A 22,655-nucleotide genomic window follows, 5' to 3' on the forward strand; every position below is an offset into this window, starting at 1 on the left:
ACCTACAGCTTATTGCTAATGAAGAGCCAGAGCGCGTAGCCGAAATACTGAAACAATGGGTAAACATCAATGAACACTGTTCTATCAAAGCAGACGCTTAGTTATGTTGAACAAACCGCGCTCGTGCTATTAGGCATGGGCGAGGATGCCGCAGCGAAGGTTTTGCAACACTTTAGCCGTGATGAAACCCAGCGTGTGACTCGTGCAATGGCGAAGTTAAATGGCATTAAGAGCGATTCTGCTCGTGGTGTTATTCAAACTTTCTTTGAAGATTTCCGTGAGCACAGCGGTATTCGAGGAGCCTCTAAGGAATACCTATCTAATACATTGCGTAAAGCGTTGGGTAACGATTTGGCAAAAGGGTTATTGAATACGTTATATGGCGATGAAATTCGCAACAATATGCAGCGCTTACAGTGGGTGGAAGCAGAAACTCTCGCTCGTTTCATTGTGAACGAGCACCCACAAATGCAAGCAATTTTTCTAGCGTATTTGCCAGCGGACAGCTCTTCAGCGGTATTGAAGCACTTGCCACAAGATTACCATGACGAAATTTTGTTCCGTATTGCTCAATTGCAAGATATCGATCATCAAGTTGCCGTTGATTTGCATGAACTCGTTGAGCGTTGCATCGAAAAAGTATCCGCGAGTCAAAGCACGCCGTTATCAGGTGTTAAGCAAGCAGCAGATATCATTAACCGCTTTGAAGGTGACCGTGGTTCATTAATGGAAATGCTGAAGTTGCATGATGAAGATGTTGTTAATGCAATCGAAGAAAACATGTTCGACTTTATGGTTCTTGGCCGACAACGCGAAGAAACCATGGACATGTTGGTGCAGCAGATTCCGCTAGAGTTGTGGGCAGTCGCGCTAAAAGGTTCCGATATTACCTTACAACAAGCTATTAAGCGTTCAATGCCGCAACGTATGGTGAAAGCGCTAGAAGATGACATGGACGCACGCGGCGCTGTTGCGTTAAGTCGAGTTCAAAAAGCACGTCAAGACATCATGCAAATGGTACGTGAGCTGGATGAATCTGGTGAAGTTCAGCTGCTTCTCTATGAAGAGCCAACGGTGGAGTAAGGTCATGCTAGAGACAAAATCAAGTACTATGCGATTGCCTCCGAGCGGGTATCGTTTACACCGTTTTCCTCCTTTAGCGCAACCTAAGACTATCGAAGACGAATTCGGGCTAGATAACCAAGGCTGGCAAGAACCTCAAATAGATATCCAACAGCAACTTGAAGAAGGTTTTCAACAAGGTTTGCAACAAGGACATGAGGAAGGCTTACGCCAAGGTATCGAACAGGGCAAGCAACAAGGTCTGTTGGAAGGCCAAAAAGAAGGTTTCCAAAAAGGCTTTGTTTCCGGTGAGCAGTCTGGAAAGCAAGGCTTTTTGGAGGCGGCGAAGCCTGTCAATGAACTTTTTCACGCCCTTTCTCGTTGGCAAGATGAAAAAGAACAGCAACAACGCCATATGATTTGTGAACTGGTACAAAAGGTAGCTCAGCAAGTGATTCGTGCCGAGCTCACTTTAATGCCTCAGCAGATCCTAGCTTTGGTGGACGAGACATTGTCTGCCATGCCTGGTAAAGCGGAAACAGTAACTGTGCATTTAAATCCGCAAGATTTAGAGCGCATTACTCACATCAATGCTGATTTGCCGCAATCTTGGAAACTGGTCCCTAATACGGAGCTTCCTATTGGTGGCTGTCAGTTAGTGACTGATGACGCAGAAGCGGATGCGAGCTGCGACTCTCGTTTGGAAGCCTGTATGGACAATGTAAAGCAACACCTTTTGGATGAAGTCAGTATTCCACAGGTAGAGTCTGAGCATGAGTAATACCCTAAGCCATGAACTATTAAGTGAGCGTTTGAGCGAAGCCTTGGCTTCGCTCGATTCAATCCCTGTTGCTCGCGTAACAGGGCGATTGATAAAAGTAAACGGCTTAATGTTACAAGCCGTAGGGTGTCGGTTTAAGCTTGAGCAGCGTTGTCTCGTAGAAACCGCGGAAGGCGATATGATCGAAGCGCAAGTTGTGGGCTTTGAACACACTATTGCTTACCTCATGCCTATCCGCCGTTTAGGCGGTCTGTTTGCAGGTGCAAAAGTCATCCCTCTTGATGGTGACAGTACCGTGCAGCTAAGCTCTCAGTGGTTAGGACGCGTACTGAATGGTTTAGGTGAGCCGTTAGATGATGGGGCTCCGCTTAAGGGGGGAGATCGAGTTTCACTTGAACCAAAACCGATTAACCCACTGAAGCGACGCCCAGTTGATACACCACTCAACGTAGGCGTGCGAGCGATTAATGGACTATTGACGGTAGGCAAAGGCCAACGTATTGGTTTGATGGCTGGCAGTGGCGTCGGTAAAAGTGTGTTAATGGGGATGATCACCAAAAACACGGAGGCCGATGTAATTGTGGTCGGGCTTATTGGTGAGCGAGGCAGAGAAGTACGTGAGTTTATCGAGAGAAACTTAACCCCAGAAGCGCGCAAGAAAGCGATCATTATCGCGGCTCCTGCTGATGAATCCCCGCTAATGAGGTTAAGAGCGACACTACTTTGTCATCGCGTTTCAGAGTATTTCCGAGACCAAGGCAAAGACGTTCTACTTCTGATGGACTCTCTAACCCGATACGCCATGGCACAGCGCGAAATCGCTCTTTCGCTCGGTGAGCCTCCAGCTTCTCGTGGTTATCCGCCCTCAGTCTTCAGCGTGTTACCTCAACTCCTAGAGCGAGCGGGTAACAGTGAAAATCAACATGGTAGCTTAACGGCAATTTATACCGTATTGGCAGAAGGGGACGACCAACAAGATCCTGTCGTGGATTCCGCGCGCGCCATCTTAGATGGGCATGTCGTTTTATCGCGTCAACTGGCTGAGCAAGGGCATTATCCCGCGATAGATATCAACGCGTCTATTAGCCGTTGTATGAATACTTGTACGCAGGACGCACACAGCACGATTGCGAATAACTTCCGTCAAATGTACTCCAACTACCTTCAGGTTAAAGAGTTACTGCCATTAGGGGGTTATCAACCAGGACAAGATCCTGAGTTAGATCAATCTGTTGCTATGTATCCAAATTTGCGTGCATATCTACAACAAGCTGCCAACGAGTCTGTAGATTACCCAACCAGTTTGACCGAGCTCGCGCAGCTTTTTCAAAGTGCTTAATCAAATGGGAGTGACAAGGCTGAAATGAAATCCAAGTTAAAAGCCGTAGGCAAGTTACAGCAAATGGAAGAAAAACAGCGTGACCGTGTGGGTCAACAACTTGATGCCATGCGTCAGCGTCACTCCCATCTTTCAATGCAATTGGAACAGTTGTCGGCGTTGAAAGGCCACGCTGGACAATCAACCCGAACCGGCCCGACGCTGACGAGCGCGGCTTTGATGAACTTTAATCGTGTTGACCAAATGCTACAAAGAATGCTTCGTCACCACGAGCAAGAGCAAGCCGTTATGCAAGCGGAATGTGCATCTGTACAGAAAACGCTAGAACACAAGCACGCACGCGTTCAAGGGTTAGAAAAAGTGCTTGATCGTTGGCGTACTAAGCAGAACTATGAAAAAGCGAAAAAAGAGCAAAAGATGATTGAAGACATCATTAACTCTCGCGTTAAGCGCAAGATATTATGATGTCTTGTTGACGCTACTAGGAGCGCGAATAATTTCTGCGGTGTCTTAGCCAACCAAACCAGCCTCCAAGCATGATCAACCCTGATCCGAGAGCACCGCCGCCACTGCTGCCGTTGTTACCAAAGCCAGATGTGTTGGTATCGACAGGCTCAAAGCCAGAGTCCCCTTCGCTATGATAATCTTCCGAACTTGCTAAGAGGGCGTTATAACTGGTTTTTACACCTGAGCTGGTTTGGGTCTCAATCCATGTTGCATAGTTCAAAATCTCGGTAAACACACTTGGAATCGCAGCGGATTCGCAAACTGAAGAACCGTAGCTCACAATGCCAATTTGCTGATACATGCCATTATTGTCTTGATAGGTGAGAGGACCGCCTGAGTCACCACGACAGATACCAGTGTAGCTTCGTTCAGGAAATCCATTCGCACATAAACTTTCCTGAGCGTTAAACCCTGTTACCAACGAAGCGCATTGGGTGTCGGTAAGGGGTTTTACTTCTGCCCAGCGTAAATAGTTAGGGGGGCTTTCATCATTGGTTGAGGTCTGACCTAAACCGAATATCTGATAAACTGACTTGCTGCTGTAGTCTCCAAAGTCTTGCGGTAAAGTGATGGATTGGACGTTATCGGTGATAGGTCTAGTCAATTCAAGGACAGCGATGTCATTAATCCATAAATCGCTAGGCACATAATCAGGATGAATCGTGATAGAGCGAACATCTTTGAATTCTTCAACAAACACGTCATTCATCGTAGGGTTTTTGACTAACACTCGTAGGTCGTTGATTGTCCAGCCGTCAGTAAAAACGCTTGGTTCTACGCAGTGAGCCGCAGTTAAAATGAAGCGGTCGTTTACAATGGTTCCCCCACAAATATTGGCAAACTGATTAGCGCCAGTTTTATGTAGAATAAGACGTGCAAAAAAAGGAAGTTGGTTTTGGGTAGCCTGCTGACCCCCAATAATTGCCGTGGAGATCCCTTGTTCTGAAAGGCGGTTATCATTTTCTACTTCAGCGGTCGTACTCAAAGATACTGCAAAACAGAGTGCGCTTAGCCATATTTGATACTGCTTCATAAACCATCCTTGGATGAAAAGTGCTCTTCTAACTTTATACTAGTTTTTCAGTGAATGTGCTTAACAAAAGTTTCTAATAGTTGAATGATTGTTGTAGCCAAGATCGCAACAGATGAAACGATTCAAGCTTTAGCTTGTGTGGCGGGCATACAAAGTAAAGCTGTTGATGAGGATTAATGACGGGTTCACCCAGCTCGATTAGCTGACCATATTTGATGTCATCCTTCACAAACAAGCGATGAGTGACCAATAACCCCAAACGACGAGTTGTGGCCTGGACGGCTTGTATCGACATGTTAAAAGTGATTGGTTTTTTATTTTTAGGTCGCTGGATACCCGTCGCGTCCAGCCACACGTTCCAGTCATTTTTTCTTCGTTCGTTAGTAACTTCAATGATGGGATACTGCTTTAAGAGTTGAGTGATGTTTGAGTCCTTGGTCTTCGCTATCAATTCAGGACTGCACACCAAAACCAGTTCATCTTCACTGAGCTTTTCGCAGTAGTAATCCTGCCATTCTTCGGGATTTCCATGCACCAAGGCCGCGTCGATACCTTCTTGTTCTAAATTGAATCTGCCAGACAGGTTTGATAAACGAACGTCTAATTGAGGAGCAAACCCTTGTAAATCTGACATTCGAGGAATCCACCAGTGAAGAGCCAATGAATTCACCATATTGAGCGTAACACGCTGCAAGTTCTGATCTTGGATGAGTGCTTCCGTTGCATCGACAATTTGCTCTAAAGCGGGTGCCACCTTCCTGTAATACTTTTTACCGTCCGCGTTGAGTTGAACTTGTCTGCCTATGCGATCAAATAGAGGCTTGTTGACTTGACTCTCCAGCGATTTAATTGCCTGACTTACGGCTGAGTGGCTCACACTTAATATCTGTGCTGCTTCTGTCATGCTGCCAGACTCAGCTACTGCAACAAATGCGTAGATGGACTTTAAGGGGACTAGTTTCCGCATAATTTAAAAACCGTAGCTGGTGATAGATAAGTTAAACTGTAAGTTTTTCTTACATCAATGGTTAATATTACTCGCTATTTACGATAAGTGATGTCTTTTAAAATGCTCCATATATTAAGGAGTATTGAATGAATGCTGTAAATAAATCTATCCTTTTCATGTTGATGTCTACGTTAAGCTTATCTGTTACTGGACTGTTAGCAAAGCAGTTGTCAGGCGAACTTTCCGTCACACTATTTAGCTTCTTACGTTTTTTGGTGCCTGCGCTTATCTTGCTTATCTTACTTCGTGTGAAAAACCTTACCTTTCCTAAAGCGGGCACGCTAAAGCCTATTTTATTGCGTGCTCTTTGTATCGGTTTGTCACAACTTTGCTTTATCGCGTCATTACAAACGTTAACGCTCGTTGAGGGGGTCGTTTTGTTTGCTACTGGCCCATTATTTATTCCCTTGGTTGAAAAGCTGTTCATGAGGGGGCGCATTCGTGTTTCAACATTGGCGGCTTTAGCAATGGCGTTCACTGGTGTGGTTATGTTGGCGGGCGGTGGAAGTGAGATCACATGGCGAGCGGATTTATTGCTCGGCTTGGCTGGTGGACTCTTCAATTCTGGTTCTCAGCTTACGTTATATAAAGTGAGTAAAACAAATATGTCGCCGCTAGAAATCAACTTTTGGGCGTTTGGTTTTGCTGCCGTATTTCTGTTGCCGCTAACTTTGTTTAACGACTTCGACGTGTTACTTAATATGAGTGTTATGGCGCCTGAGATTTCTTCAAATACGCTGTGGATCGGTATGATGTCTCTGATGATCATTAACACCCAAGTTTTTCGCTCCAAAGCATATAAACTGGCAAGCAGTGGCTCTCAACTTGCACCACTCATTTTTACTAACTTATTGTTCACTGCGGTTTGGCAGAGCCTGTTTTTTGAAGACCGAATGAGTCAAAGTCAAATTGTTGGGATGAGTTTAATAGTGCTCGCAATCATACTGAACACATGTTGGGTTCGCTTTAAGGCGCATCGCAGTGGCGGTTTACAAGCGAGAACTTCTTAGTCTGTCGGAAAATGAAGGGGGCAGGTAGATAAATTGGTCGTGTGGTTTGATTTTTCCTGAGTATGGGCTAGCGTCAAGAAAGGTTCAGGGAGAGAAATCATGCTTACGCTAAATTATTACGTCGAAATTTCGGCGACACCGCAACGAGTGTGGGAAGTGCTAACCGATGTTGAGTTGTATAAACGTTGGGCGCAAGCCTTTTCACCGCAGTCTCAATTTGAAGGAGCTTGGGAAGAAGGAGGTGGCATCACTTTTTTTGATCCAGATATGGGCGGGACAAGGGCGATCATAGATACGGTGCTACCCCTTCAAAAACTTGAATTTCATCATGTTGCCATTTTTAATCCGGATAATCGTCAACAACTCGATGCTGACCTAGCATCTAGGTGGATCGGATCGCGAGAGATCTACCAGATCGATACCAACAACGATCGTTTACTACTCAATGTTACCATTCATACTCACAATGACTTTGTTTCCATGTTTAATCACGGATGGGAAAAAGCCTTACCCTTGATAAAAGCCATTTGTGAAGAGCAAGCTTAGGGTTCTTGCTTATCTTGGGCTGACGATGCGTTGCCTGAAGGTATACAATAGCACGCAAGATAGCGCACCTAAGAGAGTGGATGATGGAATTTAAAGTTGATACCCATACACATACGTACGCCAGTGGTCACGCGTACAGTACCTTGATTGAAAATGCAAAGTTGGCAAAAGAGAACGGGCTGGATATGTTCTGCACGACCGATCACGCAGAATCAATGCCGGGTGCGCCTCATTACTGGTTCTTCTCGAACCAGAAAATTCTGCCTCGCTTTCTTGAAGGCGTTGCGATTATTCGTGGCGTTGAATCTAACATTATGAATACCGAAGGCGACATTGATATTCCACTGAGTGTGGACCGCAACTTAGATTGGGTGATCGCGAGTTTTCATGAACCCGTTTTTCGTCCTGCAAACAAGCAAACTCACACGGAAGCACTTGTTAATGTCATTCAGAGTGGTCGTATTGATGCGCTCGGTCATCTTGGTAATCCAAATTTCGACTTTGATTTTCAGACCGTTTTAGCGTGCGCGAAAGAGCACAATGTCGCGATTGAAATTAATAACACCACGCTGAAAGGCAACAGCCGAGTAGGCAGCGTAGACCGTTGCCACGAGATTGCACAAATCGGGAAAGATCTCGGTGTTTTCTTCACCACGGGCAGTGACGCGCATTTCTGTCACGATGTTGGTAATCTGGATTTGGTTGGAGAGTTAATGGACAAAGTGGGTATTGATAGCAAGAAAGTGATTACTCACACCGCTCAGCAGTTTTTGTCTTTCTTAGCTTTGAGAGGCCGTAAACCAATTGCAGAATATGACAGCATTCTCAACGCATAAACTTGATTACATTTAAGGTATGCACCTGACGCCAGATTGCTTTACACTGCGACCCGGAAATACTCAAATAAGCTAGTTTTTCGCCTTTTATGGCGTAGGTTATTTGGGTGAATAAAGCCGACACAGAATTCGGCACTATAAATGGAGAAGTGAAAAATGTTACGTCCTTTAGTCCTAGGGTATGCGATTGCGTTTGGCTCAACATACGCAATGGCAGAAGCGGTTGATTTAAAACAAAACATGAAACAGATGAAGATGGAATTCAAACAGGCGGCAGAAGCATCTGATGTCGAAACCATGAAATCTGCGATTGATAGCTTGCAAGCGATTGTTGAACAATCTAAGCGTGGTAATTACCCACCAGAGAAGTTTGATACTTACTTAGAAGGCTTTAACAAACTGACGGTAACGCTAGATAAGATTGAAGCGGATCTTGATGCGGGCAAGCTACAAGAAGCAAAAGCTCAACTGCGTGAAATCGATAGTCTTCGTGAAGAGTACCACGACAAGCGCAATCCAAGCATTTGGAGCAAGTTGTTCGGCTAATTATCTACTGAGCGGAGCATTTGATCGTGGCAGTGGGTTACGCGTTATTTCTAAGTAATGAATGAACACATTATCAGCCTGCCATTTCGGCGGGCTTTTTTGCGCCTGTCAATCGATGCATTCAAGAAAACCTGTGAGGTAGCAAGCACTTATTGATCCTGTTTTTGAGCTACCACTCAGAATTGGTTACGCTGTGTGAAATTTGTTAAGTCACCGTTATGCGTAGATTAATTCCTTTTTACCGCTCAATGTTATTTGCTAGTGCTCTCAGTTGGGTGCTAGTGACGCTGATGCCTGTTATCAATGCTCATGGTAACAGCATGGGCGTGTGGGCGACGCTATGTACGCTTAACGGTTTTGAATTGGTTCAAATAGAAGAGGGCGACAATTCGGTTAGCCACAAAGGTAAGCCTTGTCCGTTTAGCCACTTCTCGACTTTTCATCACGATACACTTCCAACGACACCGATACTTTCAAGACAGAGCTTGGTGACTTCTGACAGCTACGCTTATTTGGCTCTAAGTGTGCGATTTGAAACACCAGTTCCTAGAGCGCCGCCAGTTTCCCTTTTCTCATAACGAAAACAATTACAAGTAAATAAAGCCAACAACACTGCCACTTCGAGCAGTGGTACTCCCGAATCTAAGTCAAATAGCGCCGCATACGAATGCGTATGTGTAGGATGCGTTTGGCTGAATTTGGGTGTTCAACAATGAAAAAAGGAAAATACACATGTTGAGAAACTCGGCAAAGCCTCAACTCAAGGAAGCCTCACGCGCAAAATCCATCTACTTTATGACGTGGCGATGGCACTTCTACGCAGGTTTGTTCGTCATTCCATTTATGCTGATGCTTTCCCTCACGGGATTGGTGATGTTGTTTGATGACGAAATCGAACTGGCTCGATACGAAGCGACATTACAAGTTTCACCACAAGAGCACATGATTCCTGTCTCTGCACAATTAGAAACCGTAAAGCAGGCGTATCCCGATTTTAATGTCACTCAATTTGTACCTGCTAAAACGGCCGATATTGCCAACCGATTCTCGATTCAAAACCAAGAAGGCAGCTCGCTGATTGTTGCAGTAAATCCTTACACAGGAGACGTACAAGGCACCATTAACCGTGGTGATAGCATCTATGAACTGATGAATAACATCCATGGCACTTTGCTTATTGGTGATTTGGGTGATCGGTTAATAGAAATCGCCGCCAGTTTAGGCATTTTACTGTTGGTGTCTGGTTTGTACCTTTGGTTACCGAGAGACAACGCTAGCCGTGCTGGCTTTTTGAAAATTCGTTTTGGCAGTGGAACTCGTATTTTGATGCGAGATCTGCATGCGAATTTAGGCGGTGTGCTATCAATTGTTCTGTTGTTCTTTTTGATTTCAGGTCTGTCTTGGGCTGGGATATGGGGCGCGAAAATGGTGCAAGCTTGGAATACCTTCCCAACCTATTACACATGGGGTGAGAAACCAGAGTCGACACTGACACACAAAGACCTGAATCATGGTGCATCAGAAGAGATGCCATGGAACTTAGAGCTTGCTGCTGTGCCAGAATCGAAAGACAACCCCGCTCATGATCATGCCAATATGAAGGAAGAGATGGCATACGCAGGCAGTCATGATGCGCTCTCCATTGATGATATCATCCTCAAGGCTGAAATGATGGGCTTCACTGGCTATAAGCTGTTTTTGCCACGCTCTGAGACGGGCGTTTACACCGTTGCAGCTAACTCCATGGGTGGCGATATCTCCGACCCAAGACAAGATCGCACCAGCCACTTTGACCAATATTCCGGTCGCTTGTTGGTGGACGTCACGTGGCAAGATTACAGTTTGTTTGCCAAGTTCATGGCGGCAGGAGTGTCATTGCACCAAGGCGACGTGAGTATATTGAACAAAGTGCTCAACGTGGTGTTCTGTTTGGCGTTCATCTTAATCTCAATCACAGGTGTGGTGATGTGGTGGATTCGTAGACCAAGTCGCAGTGCCACATTGGGCGCGCCACCTAAGTTTCAGCAAGACGGTATTTGGAAGCTTGGCTTAGTAACGTTGGTGATATTGTGTCTGGCGTTTCCGATGGGCGGTTTGGCAATTGTTACGGTTCTTGCACTGGATTGGCTGTTGTTCAACCGCGTTGAGAAACTGAAAACGGCGTTGAATTAGTAACAGACAAAGAATGGAATAATAAAAGAGCCTGCGAAGTCGAAGTGCTGGCTCTTTTTATTTCTGGTAAATCTCCAGTGGCAAGCCATCTGGGTCTTGGAAGAAGGTAAAGGCTTTGCCTGTAAATTCGTCAATACGAATTGGCTCAACTTCAACGTCATTCGATTCTAGGTAGGCTTTGACTTGCTCAACATCATCAACCAAAAAAGCGAGATGTCGCAGGCCTTGCGCTTCGGGAAAGCTCGGTCTCTCAGGGGCGCCCGGAAAGCTAAACAGTTCAACTTGACTGCCGTCAGGTAAAGCGAGGTCAAGCTTGTAGGAGTCTCTGGCTTCACGATAGTTTTCGGCAATGACTTTCAGTCCTAACACTTCAGTGTAAAAGCGTTTTGACTTTGGGTAATCGCTGCAAATGATCGCGACGTGATGAATGGCATTAAACATGGTTAGCCTCTTCAAGCATGGTTAGTATCCTCGGAGACTAAATGCTCCTTAACGAAGTCGATAAACACACGCAGACGAGCGGGCATGTATTTGGTTTGCGCATACTGCATCGCGATAGCGCCATGATAGTTACTCTTGATCATCCAATCCGGCAGAACCTCTACCACTTCTCCTTGCTCTAACGCGTCTTTGATCACGAAGTCATGGAAGATCCCAATTCCCAAGCCAGACTTAACCCCGTTCAAGCGCATTTGAGAATGGTTGACGGCGTAGCGTCCACTCACGGCAATGGAGTGGAACGCTTCTTCTTTAAAGAATGACCAGATGTTGTCTTTGTCGTTCTCGGCAAGATAAATGCAGTCGTGTTGCTCAAGCTCGGTTGGGTGCTCAGGCATACCGTGTTTGGCTAGGTAATCTGGAGAGGCACACAAAACAAGGTTGGTCTTGCTGATCTCTTTGAGGACCAGATTCTCATCGGGTTTGTCGGTGAGCTTAAATGCGACATCAATTCCTTGGCGGAACAGATCGATCTCACCATCTGCTGCACGCAGCTTAAGCTGAATATTTGGATAACGTTCTAGGAATGGCAACACAAACGGTTGAAGCACCGAATTAAGAAATGCTTCAGGGGCTGCTACTGTGAGTGCGCCTGTTGGCTCGGCATGATCTTCCGCAGATAGCTCAACGGCTTGCTGTGCGGCATTCACCATTGCGATGCTTTGGTCGTAAACCTTTTGCCCTGCTTGAGTGATGATCAACTTACGAGTCGTGCGCTCAAACAATTTGACCGAGAGGGCTTGCTCTAATCGTGTGATCAACTTACTTAAAGCCGATGGCGTCACGCCGAGTTGTTTGGCTGCAGCGGTAAAACTGCCTTCGTTTACCACCAAGATAAACGAAGCAAGATCAGGAAGTAGGGCAATGAGTTTTGGATTAACCATAATTGTTCAGTTCTGCGCAGCGGAATAACGACATTGTCTGGTACGGTTTCACGAGGTTCAAGTGTCACCGTCTCGCTTTAACGATATTTTGCCAAAAATGCATTGAGTGCAGGCAAGCCAGATTCACCAGTATGGTATTGCTGCCAACAGTGATAAATGGCCGTTTCGTGGTCTGCAATCAACTCGATAGCTTCTCGCTCAGCGATTGAATACTGCTGTGAAGCTTTCACTTCTTCATGCCACTCTCGATACTTGACCTCATAAGGTTCTACCCATTTCAGAAGAGTCGCCACCAACTCTTGCCATGGTAAATCAATCCATTTGGTTGCATCTTCCAAGCCTTTATCCAGCATCTCTTGGTATCGACTTTCTATATCCATCCCATTTTTCAGCAGTACAGGTTTGAGCTTTTCTGCGGTGAGTTCTTCCACTTCAATCAAGGTTTGCCACAGCGTTTGTTGTTCACTTTGGGCGTAATGGCTCAAGTAGTGGTTGAAAAAAGCGATGCCGTAGATTTCGCCATAGTAGGCAGACAGAACGTTATGAATCATGGTGAGAATCGTGATTTAAACAGGGAATACCGCATTGTAGGAGGGGAAAGCGCGAAGTGTAAACACCTGATTAAGAGTAAAAAAGTGCTGCTGACAGAATTCGAACAGAACTTGTGAGAATTTTATGAGAATTCGATGAAGTTGCTGATAGATTTGCTCGTCATTCTTAGAGGCAAGAACGCAAAACGTTCGAAACGTAATGCTTAACCTACTCAAGTCACGAACAAAGAAGTAAAGCCGTATACATGGGCTTGGGTAGTTCAACCCTCATTAAAGGATGGAATCACAATGAAAAAACGTACCCAACTCGGACTCGTCATGACTTCAGTCGCTATGGCACTAGGCTCTGCATCAGTGAATGCGGCGGAATTGGAAATCACCGTGACAAACGCAACCAAAGGCATCTACTTTACGCCTCTTATTGTTGCTGCACATGGCTCTGATCTTCAAATGTTCAGAACGGGTCAAGCAGCAACGCCAGAACTAGAAGCAATGGCAGAAGGCGGTGATATCTCTGGTCTTGCTAGTGTGATTGGTAACGCTGGTGGTGCGGTGGTTGAGAACCCTGCTGGTGGTATTTTGAATCCGGGTGTGGCAACCACCTTCACCTTGGACAGTGGCGACCACGGTTATCTTTCTCTGAGCGCGATGTTGCTGCCAACCAATGATGGTTTTGTCGGTCTGGATAGCTGGAAGATCCCAACGGAAGCGGGTACATACCGAGCAACGCTAAGAAGTTACGATGCCGGTACAGAAGCGAACGATGAACTTGCGTCTAGCATGCCAAACCCACCTTTCATTACCTTTGGTACTGGCGGCACAGGCGTTGAAGCAACAGTAACTAACGACAAAGTTCACGTGCATCCGGGTAACCTTGGTGATAGCGATCCAACCGGCGGCATCAGTGACCTAGACAGCAGCAGCCATCGTTGGTTAAACCCAGTTGCAACCATCACAATCGTTGTGAAGTAAGGGGGATGTATGAAATACAGAATCTTACTATTAGCAGCTTCAGTCGGCTTGCTCGCCGGTTGTCCAAGCGATGATGATAATGACGTAGTGAAATCGTACCGCTACACCGTCAACGTGGCGAACTTGACTGCGAATCAACCTATGTCTCCGCTCGCGGTACTCACTCACAATGCTGACTACCAATTGTTTGAAATTGGACAAGCCGCATCTGTTGAACTTGAGCATCTTGCTGAAGGCGGTAGTAACGCCGAGCTGATTGAATTGATGAACAGCAATGACAGTGTTTACCAAGGTATTTCGGGTAATGGATTGGTGTTGCCGGGTGCATCGGACGAAGTCACCATTACGGTTGACCCTAGTCGTTACGGTTACTTGTCTGTGGCGTCTATGTTCGTGAATACCAATGATGCCTTTGTTGGCGAAACGGGGCTATCGCTCAAATCGCTCGCAGTGGGTGAAAGCTACGAAATGAGCATGAACGTTTGGGATTCCGGCACAGAGCTGAACGATGAACTTGCTGCAACCATTCCGGGCCCAGCAGGTGGCGGTGAGGGTTTCAATGCCGCTCGTAATGACAGTAATGACGTTGTTGCATTCCATGCGGGTGTTGTTAGCCAAGATGACGGATTAGCAAACTCAGCACTTTCTGCGAACTATCGTTTCCTTAACCCAGGTGCGAAAGTCACCATCACTCGAGTCGAGTAACACAGGCTCCGATGACGTCTCCTTTCCAAAGCGCTTGTAGCCGAGCGCTTTATCCCTCATGGCGTCATCGGAACCTTTTTTGAAAGAATTTCTAATTTGTTCCGGTCATGTGCAAAATGAGGATACTCGAAGGCAAGGAAAGGACCATGGAACAACAGGCAATCAATTTAGTCGCGAACATCTTGTTGGTGGAAGATGACGATGATTTGGCAGAACTGGTTCAGATGCATCTTAAGTTTCAGGGACACCAAGTGTCGCGAGCCACAAATGTCGCCGATGCTAAAACGCAATACCAGCAACAACCCTTTGATTTATTGATCCTTGACCGAGGTTTGCCAGATGGTGATGGTCTAGACATCTGCCATTATTTGCGTCAGCAACAAGATTGGAGCCCAGTGCTTATGCTGACAGCCAGAGACGGTGAAATGGATAAGGTTGACGGTTTAGAAGCAGGCGTTGATGACTACATCACTAAGCCATTTAGCGTATTAGAATTTCAAGCACGAGTGCGAAACGTGCTGCGCAGAGTCAGCCAAACCGCTGAAGCAAAGGTGGCAGATGAAGTCCTCGATGATGCGATGGATTTTGGCCCGCTGAGAATCATTCCGGAGTTGCACCAAGTATCCTTAAACGACAAGGATGTCACGCTCACCGCGACAGAGTTTACTTTGCTGCAGTTTCTCGCGACTCGTCCGGGCAGAGTCTACAGTAAAGATGAATTGCTCGATCACGTTTGGAACACCAGTCATTCTGGTTATCACCACACGGTGTGTAGCACCATAAATCGTTTACGCAGCAAGTTGTCGTTGTCTGATTCTGATCATCACTTCATCCAAACCGTGTGGGGTGTTGGATATAAGTTTCAACCAAGACACTAATGCAAGAAAGTAAGTCAAAACATCAAGCCAAGACAGTAAGTCGGCAGTTGTTTTCACCATCATTTTTCAATCATCACGGGTGTTGCAAAAACACCGCTGTTTAAGGAGGCGATAGGATGAGCTTCAAATCTCGCTTAGTGGTATTTACTAGCTTGTGGTTCTGTCTCGCGGCGGTGGTGATTGCACTGACTTACAATTGGCAAAAAGAAACCATTGAGTTACGCACCAAGCAAAGCCTGCATAAAGAGCTAGCCAGCCACATGCGTGATGATAATCCGCTGATGATCGGAACGGATTACAACCCTAAAGCGCTCAAGTCGATTTTTCACACGCTCATGCTGATCGGCCCTGATTTTGAAATCTACTTCCTCGATAGCCAAGGCAATATCACCACTCATGCAGCACCGGAAGGGGCGGAGATCATGGGGAAGGTGGATCTCAATCCCATTAAGCAATTCTTAAATGACCAGCCTTTTCCTATTTTGGGTGAAGACCCACGTAATCGTGGTGAACACAAAGTCTTTTCTGTCGCCGCGATAGAGGAATTAGGCTCTACGGTCGGTTATCTCTACGTGGTGATTGGCAGTACCCGACATGACGCCATTGCCAATGCTCAAGTCGATACTCCTTATATCGCGCTGGCAGGATTGGTCTTAGTCTCCATTTTAGGCTTTGCTCTTGGGGCTTATGTGCTGGTGAAACGTAGCCTATTGAACCCGATTGAGCGTGTGACCAAGCAACTTCAACAGCAAGCCGAACATGATTTCCGCCTGCAACCTGATTTTACTCACCAAGTGCCGGAGCTCGTGCCGATTGCGCACTCTTATCAGATGATGGCGAAGCACATTCAGCAACAGTTTTTACAGTTGGAGTATCAATCGTCTCATCGTCGTCAAAGCTTGTTGCAGCTTAGTCATGATTTAAAAACGCCGTTATCGAGCGTGCTGGGCTATTTGGAAACGTGGCGTTTGCAACATCCGGAATCCGATCCTTTGATTGACGTTGCTTTCCGAAATTGTGAGAAGCTCTCAACTCAACTGCATTCTTTATTAGACGCCGCACGCAAAGAAGCTCCAATGCCAAATTACGAGTACCGCCCCGTAGATCTGGGCGCTTTGATGGCAGAATGTGCTGAAACGATGCAGAGCCAGTTTTCTCGTAAAGAAGTGGTGTTGAAAGTGGATATCGATAGCGAAATCCAAACCGTGGGTGATAAGGGGCTATTGGAGCGGTTGGTGCTTAACTTACTTGAAAATGCTTTACGCCACAGCCCAATCGGTTCAGAAGTGCATTGCCAAGCGCATTTGAGTGAAGATAAGTCGCGTATCCACTTTACCTTCGTCAATCACATCGAGGAAGAAGCGGAGGGCGGTTCTTTGGGGATCGGGACGAAGATTGTCCAATCGATCTTAATGCTTCACCACAGCTACCTTGAGACCAATGCAACCTCCTCTCAGTATCAACAGAAGTTCACACTTCTCGCAATCTAAAGAGAAGTGTGAGACATAAGTTAATGTTTATTCAATAACACCACATACGACGCGAGCGCCGCCACCACCTAGCTTACTTGGGTGATCGGAGTGATTGTCACCACCTGCATGGATCATTAACGCTCGACCTTTTAAATCCGATAATTTTAGGCGAGGCGCGACAACGGGCTGATTGGCATTGCCGTCCATGTCCACATAGAGTGGAGGCAAGTCGCCTAAATGATTGTCATCGGTCCAAGGATAGCCATGCTTCCCTGTGTTGTTAGGATCATAATGGCCACCTGCTGCGCCGCCTAATACGGTTTTGTCATCCTTTTCTATGCTATCGCAAGATGGATTAGTGTGAACATGGAAACCGTGCACACCTGCTGACAAACCTGATAATTGAGGCGTAAAAACAACGCCATAATCACTTTGTGAAATCTCAATGGTACCCGCACTCTCATTGGTGTTGAGAGCAGTCATTTCTACCGTTTTTGCTAGCACGTTAGGGGCGGCGACAAGAGCGGATGCAACTGAAATGCATAGCAATCCTTTTAACATGGGACCTCCTTCTTTTAGGGTGTACGCTCAAGCACATATTAGTGAAAACCTGTTTTACTTATGTCTGTTGAGCGGTGAGTTTATGTCATAGAGTGATGTGTATCACTTTATGGTCTTAAACTGATATCTCGATCCGAAATCAGCTTTCTTTTATTTAGTCTTAACATGTTGAGATCGTTAAGATATAAAAAGAATAGACGCCAATCTTAAAATAGCCTGAATATTTTTAAATTAACGCAAAGTTAAATTTTTAATGACTTTATAACAAAGCTCATAATTGTTTTATAAAGAATTTGGTGGAATTGTCCGCAATAAAGAATAATCAAATTAACGAATATATTAATGTGAACATTGTTGTTTATAGATTTGTGGTCAAACTGTTGCTTATATCATCAAATAAGATAAAAAATTGGAACTAAAGTCACTTAATGGCAGAGGAAAAAATTAAACTCTGATTGTAATGGGTAATAATGTTTTAGTAACAGATAGTTACGCACTTAAAATTAATAATATGGCTAATTTCCGACAAGGATTGAAAAAGATGAAAGACAAGGAATCTATTCAGACTAATAGCAGCCGCCGTAATTTTCTGAAAGGCGCAACAGGAGCTTTTGTTGCTGGTGTGAGTGCTTCCGCTTTCTCAGGCGTAGCTCAAGCACGAGAACAGAAAATTGATTGGAGCAGCCGTGGGCTAGGTAGAAAACATGATAAGCGCTTCTGGCGTAAAGTGCGAAGACAGTTCGTTTTGGACAAACGAACCACTTACATGAACATTGGTACAACAGGTTCAATGCCAAAACATGTTCTTGAAGATTACGAGCATAACAACAAGCTAGTGGCTAAATATCCTTGGGATATGAAAGGCAAATTTGGCTCTTGGCCGTATGTTTCTGAGATGGTTAAAGACGTCGCACCAGGTTTTGGTGCTAACCCAGAAGAGATCATTCTCAGCCGCAACACTACTGATGGCTTATGCTCGATCATTAATGGCTTACACTTTGAACCAGGTGATGTGATTCTAACGACACACCATGAACATATTGCTGCAACATCACCTATGAACGTAGCGAAACATCGTTTTGGTGTGGATGTGGTAGAAATTCAACTACCAGTATTTACTGGTACTGAAAACGTTTCTGAGCAAGATTACATTCAAGCGTTCCGAGACGCGCTTGATACGAATCAAAACGTTCGCCTAATTGTTTTCTCTCATATCACATACAAAACAGGAACCGCGCTACCAGCAAAAGCCATTTGTGCTTTAGCAAAAGAGTATGGTGTGCCTACTCTTGTTGATGGCGCTCATACGGTCGGTATGTTTGACCTTGATTTCCACGATATGGATTGTGATTTCTATGCAGGATCTGGTCATAAGTGGCAGTGTGGTCCGGGCGCGACAGGTATTCTGTATGTTCGTGATAACGGTAACCGTTTGAATGAGTATTGGAGCGACCGAGAGAACCCGTTATGGTTGATCAACTCCTCACTTTCTCATGCTGATTACCTGGGTAAACAGCTGCAAATGCAATACATTGGTAACGATAACTATCCTGCGAAACAAGCACTAGTTGATAGTTGCAAAATGTGGGATGAGATTGGTCGAGACCGTATCGAAGAGCGAGTTGTAAGCCTTGGTAGTTTATGTAAAACCTTGCTTCAAGAGTACTTACCACAAGCCAAAATGTATTCACCAAACGTGGAAGGCTTAACCAGTGGCTTAACGACGGTTAACCCATTCTCCGATGTAACTAATGAAGAGATACTGACGGAATTCCGAGATCGTTTACGTGAAGAGTATGGTTACATCATCCGTACGACTAGCTTTAAGCTGCATAAGGATGATGACTTTGATACTTACGCGCTGCGTATCTCTACGCATTTGTTCCATGACGAACAAGATGTGGAAGGGCTCGTAGTGGCGATGACGAATTTGTATTACTCGTCGTTCTAACATCGTTGTTTATCACTCAAGCGCCCATTATTGGGCGCTTTGTGAAAGGTAAGGATATTATTATGTCAGTCATAACATTCAAAAGAACTTTAGCGACGGTGGCGCTCATGGTTACCTCTGTTGCGTCGTCTGCCGCTTGGTCAGACGATTTACAACAAATCCGTGAACGTGGTGTACTGCGTCACATTGGTGTCCCGTACGCTAACTTTGTCTCCTATATTGAACAAGGTGAAGTGGAAACTTTGACTGGCTTGGATGTAGAGATAATAAAAGGTTTTGCCAAGTCGTTAGGTGTTCAGTACCAGTATGTTCCAGCACAGTGGAGCGACGTGGTTGGTAAGTTGACAGGGCAAAATGTGCAATATCACAACAAGCAGGCTGTTGTCGGAGAAAGTGTTCCAATTGAAGGCGATTTGATCGCAAATGGCGTTACTATTCTTGATTGGCGTTCTGAGGTTGTCGATTTTTCACAAGATTATTTTCCTTCAGGTGTATGGTTGGTTTCCAGATCCGACTCTAGTCTGAGCCCGATTAAACCAAGTGGGTCGGTCGATGAAGATGTTAAAAACGTCAAGCAGCTGATCGATGGTCGCGAAGTGTTAGCTTTAGAACATTCTTGCTTGGATCCTAACCTTTATGACTTATATGACACAGGTGCAAAAGTTATATTACCTGATGGGGCGCGTCTCCTTAATGAGATGGTTCCAGCGATAATGAAAAATGACGCGGAAAGCACATTATTAGATGTTGCGGATACGCTAATTGCCCTCGAAAAATGGCCGGGTGAAATAAAAGTCATTGGCCCTATATCTGAAAATCAAAAAATGGCTGTTGCATTCCGTAAAAATTCCCCTGAATTACGCAAAGCATTTGATCGTTATTTAGACTCGATAAAAAAAGACGGATCATACGAAAAACTAGTAAAAAAATACTATCCATCTATTTACTACTTTTATAACGATTACTTTATAGAAGATAAAAAGAAAGTCCGATGAATAAGGCCGTTAAAAAATTTTCCAGTAAAAGATTTATTACAATAAGCGCAATATTAGTTTCAATTTACTTAGCTATGCTTATTACTGTGACTAGCGTAGGTCAAAATAAATTAAAAGAATCTCAATACAGAGAACTAGATTTAAAAGTAAAAAGTTATGCAAGCACACTCGATAATTTATTTACCATAGCGAGTGAAGATGTTGATAATCTAGCTACAGATAAAACAATACAAACATTCTTTGGTAATTTAGCTTCTGGCATGTCAATGGAGTATGGGTTAGGTGCCAGTTTAATTAATTTAAAGCGTCGCTTCGATGAGAAGATAGACAGTAAGCTAATTAATAGCAGCCAAATCTATAAAAAGCTCACGCTGGTCGGCAGTGATGGAGTCACCATCGTCACCACTGGATCTGAAAACCTTGCCGAGCACAAAATGGACATACAAACCTTAATGACTCAACACGGGCATCCCGAAGAGGTTTGTGCGACGCGATACAATGATGACGTTCGCATTCAAGTCATTAAGCAAGTTAAGTTCTCCGGAAAGCCTGTTGCCTTTTTAATTGCCGATCTTAATAAGAATATTGTTATTGACCAACTTACTAACCAAGAACACGAAGATAGTTATAGCCGAATGGTGCTAAAAATAAAAGACGTGGAAATGGTTGTATGGGATACCATAAATAAAACACCTTCTCACAATAAGGATGAGAACTATTTCGTTTCTGAGGCTGTAGACGGAAAAATTTACTTTGAAGTGCCTGTGGATAAACATCACTTCAAATTGATGGCGTGGTTCGAGCCTTTGAGTGAACGAGATATATTTACATCACGGCTCTTTATTATTGGTTTGAGTATTCTGGCCGTTATGATCGTCATTGCTTTATGTTATGCATTCATCACGAACAATAATAGGATTGAATTGAAAATTAAGCTTGAGGAAGAAAAAAAGCGTAAAGATATTCTTTCTCAACAGAATAAAAAATTAACGAACGAAATTGAACGTCGAAAAGCGTCTGAAAAAGAACTCGCCTTCCAAGCTAAATATGACACATTAACTAATTTGCCTAATCGTAGTTATGGTTCCGAGCGATTGGCTTTGGAGTTAATTAGGGCATCGCGTAGTGGGTCTAAAGTTTTGGTGATGTTCATCGACTTAGACCACTTCAAGCAGATTAACGATTCAATGGGACACTTTGTTGGGGATGAAATCCTTAAACTCAGTGCTCAGCGACTGTATCAAGTCGCGAGAAAAACAGACTTATTGGCGAGAATTGGTGGGGATGAGTTTTTACTCGTCATCCCTGATTTGCCTGATAATGATACTGCAAAGCGAGTTGCTTCAAGTGTACTTTCGGCGTTTAACGATCCGTTTGTTTGGAACAACCATGAATTCTTCTTGAGTAGCAGCGTCGGAATGTCTGTGTTCCCGGATGACGGAGACAACGCTGAGCAGCTCCTTGCATGTGCTGATATGGCAATGTATCGGGCGAAACAAGATGGGCGTGATGGCTTTTGTTTTTATAACCATAATATGAACCAAGATTTGCAACGCTATTTGGATCTGGAAAATCGTCTGAGAAGTGCGATCTCCAATCAGTTATTAGAGCTGTATTATCAGCCAATTATTGAGCTGAGTAGTGGTAAAATCGTAGGTGCAGAAGCGCTAATGCGTTGGAATGATGACAAGTACGGATTTGTAAACCCTGAAGAGTTTATCTCTATTGCAGAGAAAAATGGTTTAATTCATCAAATTGGTGAGTTTGCTATTCAACAAGCGTGTCGACAAGCGGCACAATGGCAGAGTCTGACTCCGTTGTTTGTTTCTGTAAACTTTTCTAGTGTTCAATTTAGGTACTGCGAGCGCTTACTTACGTTTATTAAACACAGCCTTGAGGAGTCTGGTCTTCCGTCAGATAAGTTCGATATTGAAGTGACAGAAAGTCTCCTCTTCAATCACGATTCTGAGCTATTAGACATGCTTAATAACTTACGAGCGTTAGGCACCAAACTTACTATTGATGATTTTGGTACTGGTTATTCTGCGCTGAGTTACTTGCAGAAGTTTCCGTTCGACCGCTTAAAGATTGATCGTAGCTTTATGCAAAATATGTTCGAGAACGACTCAGACCGCGAGCTTGTGAACGTAATCATAGCAATGGCGAAAGCGCTGGATCTTAAGATCGTCGCAGAAGGCATCGAAGAACAGCGTCATGTGGATTACCTGAAAAACCTAAACTGTGAGTTCGGACAAGGTTTCCACTATAGCCGACCATTACCTGCTAAGGACTTTGAAGCACTTTTGGCTAAGCCTACCTGGCTATAATTCCTTTTATAACAACCTCA

General features: G+C 44.7%; 23 protein-coding genes. 17 read left to right on the plus strand and 6 right to left on the minus strand.

Annotated features, from left to right (window positions below):
• Positions 1-69 precede the first annotated feature (69 nt).
• The 4 genes from R7041_RS05730 to fliJ are packed head-to-tail and all read left to right on the plus strand — an operon-like array spanning position 70 to position 3,647.
• Entirely contained in the window at positions 70-1,083 is a 1,014-nt protein-coding gene (locus tag R7041_RS05730) for a flagellar motor switch protein FliG (RefSeq protein ID WP_005375048.1), read from the plus strand.
• Positions 1,084-1,087: 4 nt separating this feature from the next.
• Entirely contained in the window at positions 1,088-1,843 is a 756-nt protein-coding gene (fliH, locus tag R7041_RS05735; RefSeq protein WP_005375050.1) for a flagellar assembly protein FliH, read from the plus strand.
• Entirely contained in the window at positions 1,836-3,182 is a 1,347-nt protein-coding gene (fliI, locus tag R7041_RS05740; RefSeq protein ID WP_005375057.1) for a flagellar protein export ATPase FliI, read from the plus strand. The genes fliH and fliI overlap by 8 nt, the downstream gene beginning before the upstream one ends.
• A 24-nt stretch (positions 3,183-3,206) precedes the next feature.
• On the plus strand, positions 3,207-3,647 hold the full coding sequence (fliJ, locus tag R7041_RS05745) for a flagellar export protein FliJ (RefSeq protein WP_017820533.1): 441 nt from the start codon (positions 3,207-3,209) through the stop codon (positions 3,645-3,647).
• Between the two features lie 16 nt (positions 3,648-3,663).
• Here fliJ and R7041_RS05750 read toward each other — a convergent pair whose 3' ends face one another.
• Together R7041_RS05750 and R7041_RS05755 are read right to left on the minus strand one after the other, a co-directional pair.
• On the minus strand, positions 3,664-4,722 hold the full coding sequence (locus tag R7041_RS05750; RefSeq protein WP_025768593.1) for a S1 family peptidase: 1,059 nt from the start codon (positions 4,720-4,722) through the stop codon (positions 3,664-3,666).
• Between the two features lie 73 nt (positions 4,723-4,795).
• Positions 4,796-5,689 carry a LysR substrate-binding domain-containing protein gene (locus R7041_RS05755; RefSeq protein WP_033906699.1) on the minus strand — a complete coding sequence of 298 codons (894 nt, stop codon included), beginning with the start codon at positions 5,687-5,689 and terminating at the stop codon, positions 4,796-4,798.
• A 128-nt stretch (positions 5,690-5,817) separates the two neighbouring features.
• On the opposite strand from R7041_RS05755, the gene R7041_RS05760 reads away from it, so the two are divergent.
• The 6 genes from R7041_RS05760 (at position 5,818) to R7041_RS05785 (ending at position 10,841) form a co-directional block, all read left to right on the plus strand.
• Positions 5,818-6,741 carry a DMT family transporter gene (locus tag R7041_RS05760; protein WP_033906700.1) on the plus strand — a complete coding sequence of 308 codons (924 nt, stop codon included), beginning with the start codon at positions 5,818-5,820 and terminating at the stop codon, positions 6,739-6,741.
• A 99-nt stretch (positions 6,742-6,840) separates the two neighbouring features.
• Positions 6,841-7,287: an SRPBCC family protein gene (locus R7041_RS05765; RefSeq protein WP_170889967.1), complete on the plus strand. Its 447-nt coding sequence runs from the start codon at positions 6,841-6,843 to the stop codon at positions 7,285-7,287.
• A gap of 83 nt (positions 7,288-7,370) precedes the next feature.
• Entirely contained in the window at positions 7,371-8,123 is a 753-nt protein-coding gene (locus R7041_RS05770) for a phosphatase (RefSeq protein WP_005375066.1), read from the plus strand.
• 156 nt (positions 8,124-8,279) lie between these two features.
• Entirely contained in the window at positions 8,280-8,669 is a 390-nt protein-coding gene (locus R7041_RS05775) for a cytochrome b562 (RefSeq protein WP_206949150.1), read from the plus strand.
• 218 nt (positions 8,670-8,887) lie between these two features.
• Complete coding sequence (locus R7041_RS05780; RefSeq protein ID WP_080276971.1) at positions 8,888-9,247, plus strand: hypothetical protein; 360 nt, start codon at positions 8,888-8,890, stop codon at positions 9,245-9,247.
• Between the two features lie 154 nt (positions 9,248-9,401).
• Positions 9,402-10,841, plus strand: a complete 1,440-nt coding sequence (locus R7041_RS05785; RefSeq protein WP_064369620.1) for a PepSY-associated TM helix domain-containing protein — start codon at positions 9,402-9,404, stop codon at positions 10,839-10,841.
• A gap of 57 nt (positions 10,842-10,898) precedes the next feature.
• Here the strand turns inward: R7041_RS05785 and R7041_RS05790 are convergent, their stop codons facing one another.
• From R7041_RS05790 to R7041_RS05800, 3 genes are all read right to left on the minus strand, one after another.
• The gene (locus R7041_RS05790; RefSeq protein WP_053303870.1) at positions 10,899-11,282 is read right to left on the minus strand and encodes a VOC family protein; all 384 of its coding nucleotides are present in this window, start codon (positions 11,280-11,282) and stop codon (positions 10,899-10,901) included.
• Between the two features lie 11 nt (positions 11,283-11,293).
• Positions 11,294-12,223 carry a LysR family transcriptional regulator gene (locus tag R7041_RS05795; protein ID WP_033906703.1) on the minus strand — a complete coding sequence of 310 codons (930 nt, stop codon included), beginning with the start codon at positions 12,221-12,223 and terminating at the stop codon, positions 11,294-11,296.
• Positions 12,224-12,300: 77 nt separating this feature from the next.
• Positions 12,301-12,774, minus strand: coding sequence for a hypothetical protein (locus R7041_RS05800; RefSeq protein WP_206949149.1), 474 nt, complete (start codon positions 12,772-12,774; stop codon positions 12,301-12,303).
• A 288-nt stretch (positions 12,775-13,062) separates the two neighbouring features.
• Between R7041_RS05800 and R7041_RS05805 the strand changes: the two genes are divergently transcribed.
• The 4 genes from R7041_RS05805 to R7041_RS05820 all read left to right on the plus strand — a co-directional run bounded on the left by R7041_RS05805 (position 13,063) and on the right by R7041_RS05820 (position 16,819).
• Entirely contained in the window at positions 13,063-13,746 is a 684-nt protein-coding gene (locus tag R7041_RS05805; protein WP_005384002.1) for a spondin domain-containing protein, read from the plus strand.
• A gap of 9 nt (positions 13,747-13,755) precedes the next feature.
• Entirely contained in the window at positions 13,756-14,451 is a 696-nt protein-coding gene (locus R7041_RS05810) for a spondin domain-containing protein (protein ID WP_206949148.1), read from the plus strand.
• A 146-nt stretch (positions 14,452-14,597) separates the two neighbouring features.
• Complete coding sequence (locus R7041_RS05815; RefSeq protein ID WP_017820525.1) at positions 14,598-15,329, plus strand: response regulator transcription factor; 732 nt, start codon at positions 14,598-14,600, stop codon at positions 15,327-15,329.
• 116 nt (positions 15,330-15,445) lie between these two features.
• On the plus strand, positions 15,446-16,819 hold the full coding sequence (locus R7041_RS05820; RefSeq protein ID WP_005383993.1) for a sensor histidine kinase: 1,374 nt from the start codon (positions 15,446-15,448) through the stop codon (positions 16,817-16,819).
• Between the two features lie 27 nt (positions 16,820-16,846).
• On the opposite strand, the gene R7041_RS05825 is transcribed toward R7041_RS05820, so the two are convergent.
• On the minus strand, positions 16,847-17,362 hold the full coding sequence (locus R7041_RS05825) for a superoxide dismutase family protein (RefSeq protein ID WP_104976434.1): 516 nt from the start codon (positions 17,360-17,362) through the stop codon (positions 16,847-16,849).
• A gap of 541 nt (positions 17,363-17,903) precedes the next feature.
• Here R7041_RS05825 and R7041_RS05830 point away from each other — a divergent pair.
• From R7041_RS05830 to R7041_RS05840, 3 genes are all read left to right on the plus strand, one after another.
• Positions 17,904-19,313 carry an aminotransferase class V-fold PLP-dependent enzyme gene (locus R7041_RS05830; protein WP_206949147.1) on the plus strand — a complete coding sequence of 470 codons (1,410 nt, stop codon included), beginning with the start codon at positions 17,904-17,906 and terminating at the stop codon, positions 19,311-19,313.
• A 62-nt stretch (positions 19,314-19,375) separates the two neighbouring features.
• Positions 19,376-20,308: a transporter substrate-binding domain-containing protein gene (locus R7041_RS05835; protein WP_005375093.1), complete on the plus strand. Its 933-nt coding sequence runs from the start codon at positions 19,376-19,378 to the stop codon at positions 20,306-20,308.
• On the plus strand, positions 20,305-22,635 hold the full coding sequence (locus R7041_RS05840; RefSeq protein WP_005375094.1) for a putative bifunctional diguanylate cyclase/phosphodiesterase: 2,331 nt from the start codon (positions 20,305-20,307) through the stop codon (positions 22,633-22,635). Before R7041_RS05835 ends, R7041_RS05840 begins: the two co-directional genes overlap by 4 nt.
• Positions 22,636-22,655: the final 20 nt, after the last annotated feature.

The organism is Vibrio sp. 1751 (genome assembly GCF_033339895.1).
In the GTDB taxonomy this organism is placed as follows: Bacteria; Pseudomonadota; Gammaproteobacteria; order Enterobacterales; family Vibrionaceae; genus Vibrio; species Vibrio alginolyticus.